This window comes from Oceanibaculum sp. (genome assembly GCF_022449305.1).
Classification (GTDB): Bacteria; Pseudomonadota; Alphaproteobacteria; order Oceanibaculales; family Oceanibaculaceae; genus Oceanibaculum; species Oceanibaculum indicum.
Genome location: NZ_JAKUSO010000113.1, coordinates 1 through 4,324 on the forward strand (window position 1 = coordinate 1; position 4,324 = coordinate 4,324).

At 63.6% G+C, this 4,324-nt stretch carries 3 protein-coding genes; all 3 read left to right on the forward strand.

Going from position 1 to position 4,324, the window contains the following annotated elements:
* Positions 1-613: 613 nt before the first annotated feature.
* Positions 614-1,879 carry an urea ABC transporter substrate-binding protein gene (gene urtA, locus MK313_RS17875; RefSeq protein ID WP_287783539.1) on the forward strand — a complete coding sequence of 422 codons (1,266 nt, stop codon included), beginning with the start codon at positions 614-616 and terminating at the stop codon, positions 1,877-1,879.
* Positions 1,880-1,969: 90 nt separating this feature from the next.
* Positions 1,970-3,589 carry an urea ABC transporter permease subunit UrtB gene (urtB, locus tag MK313_RS17880; protein ID WP_287783537.1) on the forward strand — a complete coding sequence of 540 codons (1,620 nt, stop codon included), beginning with the start codon at positions 1,970-1,972 and terminating at the stop codon, positions 3,587-3,589.
* Between the two features lie 11 nt (positions 3,590-3,600).
* A partial coding sequence (locus MK313_RS17885; protein ID WP_416054153.1) for an ABC transporter permease subunit occupies positions 3,601-4,324 on the forward strand: 724 nt, incomplete at its 3' end.

Consider the following 4,324-nt stretch of genomic DNA (forward strand, 5'->3'; position numbering starts at 1 on the left):
GGCGGCGGCCAGTATCACGTCGTGCTGACCGGCGGGCTGACCCGCGACGATGAGGTATACGGCCCACTGGCGGTGGAATTCGCCTCCGCCGACGAAGGTGCGGTGGCGATCGAAGCCGGCGCGGAAGGGCTGGAGCTGCTGGTGCTGCGGTTTCCGCGAGTGGGCGGCGAAGGCTAGAGCCAGCGCTTAAGACCGCCAAAATTCACTCCCCCCTCATCAAAAAGCCCCGGATGCGATGGCTCGCTCCCGGGGCTTCGGGATTGTGGTTTGGTGCAACAACAATCCCTGCGGTGGGCCGTGGCCCGCCATGGTGTGTTCTTGCTGGGTTTGCGGCGTATCATCAAGAAAGCGCCTTGGGGTGCACTCGAAATATGATAAGTTTTTAGGCGTTTAATGATTTATGCTTAATTTTCTTGCAAATTAGTGTTGCTGGTGGCTATTAAAATCTTACTTTCGCCGAAAGCTTAATCACCTAACGTCCTGATTCCGTTCACGTTGTTAACCAAGATTCGCCGTACCGCCGGATTTGGCACGGCGCTTGCGATGTCCTCCTCCGGTGCAACAACAATCACTGTCTGGAGGGATTTTAGACGTGACTCATATATTGCGTAACATGATCGGCGCGGGCGCTTTCGCCGCGGCCGCGATTACCGCCGGCTCGGCCCAGGCCGAGGACACGATCAAGATCGGCGTTCTGCATTCGTTGTCCGGGACCATGGCGATCAGCGAGACCACGCTGAAGGACACCATGCTGATGCTGATCGAGGAGCAGAACGCCAAGGGCGGTCTGCTGGGGAAGCAGCTCGAGGCGGTGGTCGTCGATCCGGCTTCCGACTGGCCGCTGTTCGCCGAGAAGGCACGCGAGCTGCTGACCGTGAACAAGGTTGCCGCCGTGTTCGGCTGCTGGACCAGCGTGTCGCGCAAATCCGTGCTGCCGGTGTTCGAGGAGCTGAACGGCATCCTGTTCTATCCGGTGCAGTATGAGGGCGAGGAATCCTCGCGCAACGTGTTCTATACCGGCGCCGCACCGAACCAGCAGGCGATCCCGGCGGTCGATTACCTGGCGAAGCAGGAAGGCGTGCAGCGCTGGGTGCTGGCCGGCACCGACTATGTCTATCCGCGTACCACGAACAAGATCCTGGAGACCTACCTCAAGGACAAGGGCGTGGCCGCTTCCGACATCATGATCAACTACACGCCGTTCGGTCATTCCGACTGGCAGTCGATCGTCGCCGAGATCAAGAAGTTCGGCTCGGCCGGCAAGAAGACCGCTGTGGTCTCGACCATCAATGGCGATGCCAACGTGCCGTTCTACAAGGAGCTGGCGAACCAGGGCATCAAGGCCGAGGATATCCCGGTCGTCGCCTTCTCGGTCGGCGAGGAGGAACTGGCCGGTATCGATACCGGCCCGCTGGTCGGCCATCTGGCGGCGTGGAACTATTTCATGTCCATCGACACGCCGGAGAACAAGGACTTCATCAAGAAGTGGCAGACCTTCATCAAGAATCCGAAGCGCGTCACCAACGACCCGATGGAGGCGCACTATATCGGCTTCAACATGTGGGTGAAGGCGGTTGAGAAGGCCGGCACCGTGGACGTCGACCCGGTCATCGATTCGCTGATCGGCGTGTCCGTGCCGAACCTGACCGGCGGCTATTCGGCGATGATGCCGAACCACCACATCACCAAGCCGGTGCTGATCGGCGAGGTGCAGGCCGATGGCCAGTTCGACACCGTCTGGTCCACGCCGGGCCTGGTGGTCGGCGACGAATGGTCCGACTTCCTGCCGGACAGCAAGGATTTGATCTCCGATTGGCGCAAGCCGATGTCCTGCGGCAACTTCAACGTCAAGACCGGCAAGTGCGGCGGCGCGAGCTGACGCCTTGACGTAAGCATGGAGAGGCCGGCGGCAGCGCCGTCGGCCGTCTCTCCCGCCAAAAGATCAAAGAACAAGCCTCGGGAGGCGCTGGTGCTGCGTCACTTCGTGTATGCGATGGCCGTGCTGCTGTGCGGGCTCGTCGCGTCCTCTCCGCCCGCATCGGCACAGGCCGATCTCGCTGCCCTGATCCAGGCGCTGGGTGATGCCAAGGGCTACAGCGAGCTGGAAAAGGCGGTCGATGCGCTGGCCGCCAGCGGCGCCAGCGAGGCGGTGCCGGCCCTGGCCGCGCTGGGCGATGGCAACCTCTATACCGCGAAGGCCGACGGCAAGGTGGTGATCGCACAGGAGAGCGGCGGCAACCTGGCCCTGACTGACCCGCTGACCGGCGAAAGTCTGGGCACAGAAGCTTCCGGCGCCTATGAGCGCATCCGCGTGAACAACCGGCTGCGCCGGGCCGTTCGCGCCGCCATTGGCACCCTGACGCTGATGAGCCCGAAACCCGAAATCCGCATGGCGGCCGCTGAGGCCGTGTACAAGAGCCGCGACGAGAACGCGCTGGAGACGGTGGAGGCGGCGCTGGCCGCCGAAAGCGACGCCGCCGTCCGCCGCGCGCTGGAGGAGGCGAAGGCCGCGATCCAGCTGGCTGGCAGCGCCAGCGACGAGATCAAGCTGGCGGCGTTGCAGGTGATCGAACGGCGCGGCGGCCGCGAATCGCTGGCGCTGCTGGGCCAGGTCTCGGCGAATGCCAGCCCGGCGGTGGCCGAGGCCGCCCAGGCGGTGGCGCAGAAAATCCAGGCGAATTTGCGCTGGTGGGGCGTGCTGCAGAACGCGATCTACGGCATCTCGCTCGGCTCCGTGTTGCTGCTGGCAGCCATCGGCCTTGCCATCACCTTCGGCGTCATGGGCGTCATCAACATGGCGCATGGCGAGATGGTGATGATCGGCGCCTACACGACCTATGTGGTGCAGGAGGTGATCCGCACCTCCTTTCCCTATCTGTTCGACGTTTCGGTGCTGATCGCGCTGCCGCTGGCCTTCCTGGTGGCCGGTGCCATCGGCATCGCTATCGAGCGCGGCATCATCCGCTTCCTCTATGGCCGGCCGCTGGAGACTCTACTGGCGACCTGGGGGCTGTCGCTGGTGCTGCAGCAGGCGGTGCGCAGCATCTTCGGCCCGACCAACCGCGAGGTCGGCAACCCGTCCTGGATGTCCGGCGCCTTCGATCTCGGCCAGATCTCGCTGACCTATGGAAGGCTGTGGATCGTCATCTTCGCGCTGATCGTCTTCGTCGCGCTGATGCTGATGCTGCGCAAGACGCCGCTGGGCCTGCAGATGCGCGCGGTGCCGCAGAACCGCCGCATGGCGGCCTCCATGGGCATCCGCACACCCTGGGTCGATGCGATGACCTTCGGCCTCGGGTCCGGCGTGGCCGGGCTGGCCGGGGTGGCACTGTCGCAGATCGACAATGTCAGCCCCAATCTGGGGCAGGGCTACATCATTGACAGCTTCATGATCGTCATCTTCGGCGGTGTCGGCAATCTGTGGGGCACGCTGGTTGGCGCCTTCACGCTGGGCGTGGTGAACAAGTTCCTGGAGCCCTATGCGGGCGCGGTGCTGGGCAAGATCCTGGTGCTGGTCTTCATCATCCTGTTCATCCAGGTGCGTCCGCGCGGGCTATTCGCCCTCAAGGGCCGGGCGGTTGAGCAATGACCCGGGGAACAATGAAGGGCGGTTTCCTCGTGCGCGGGCTGGACCGTGGCGGGCTGATCTTCCTGGCCATCGTCCTGGGGGTCGGCATCCTGGTGCCGGCGCTGAATCTGCTGCTGCCGGCGGGCCACCCGCTGCATGTGCCGAACTATGTCGTCTCGCTGGTCGGCAAGTATCTGTGCTTCGCGCTGCTGGCGCTTTCCATCGATCTGGTGTGGGGTTATTGCGGCATCCTCTCGCTGGGGCATGGCGCCTTCTTTGCGCTGGGCGGCTACGCGATGGGCATGTATCTAATGCGCCAGATCGGCACGCGCGGCGTCTATGCCCATCCGGAACTGCCGGACTTCATGGTGTTCCTGAACTGGAAGGAGCTGCCCTGGTACTGGTACGGGTTCGACCAGTTCTGGTTCGCCGCAATCATGGTGGTGCTGGTGCCCGGCGCGCTGGCCTTCGCGCTCGGCTGGTTCGCCTTCCGCTCGCGCGTCACCGGCGTCTATCTGTCGATCATCACCCAGGCGATGACCTTCGCCCTGATGCTGCTCTTCTTCCGCAACGACACCGGTTTCGGCGGCAACAACGGCCTCACTGACTTCAAGCGACTCCTCGGTTTCCCGCTACAAGAGCCCTCCACGCGGCTGGCCATCTACGTGGCCTCTGGCATCGCCCTGTTGGGGGCCTACCTGCTGTGCCGTTATATCATCCGCTCGAAACTGGGTCGGGTACTGACGGCGATCCGCG

Coding starts and splice junctions, on each gene's coding strand:
- urtA (WP_287783539.1), top strand. CDS start 614: ATGATCGGCGCGGGCGCTTTCGCCGCGGCCGCGATTACCGCCGGCTCG.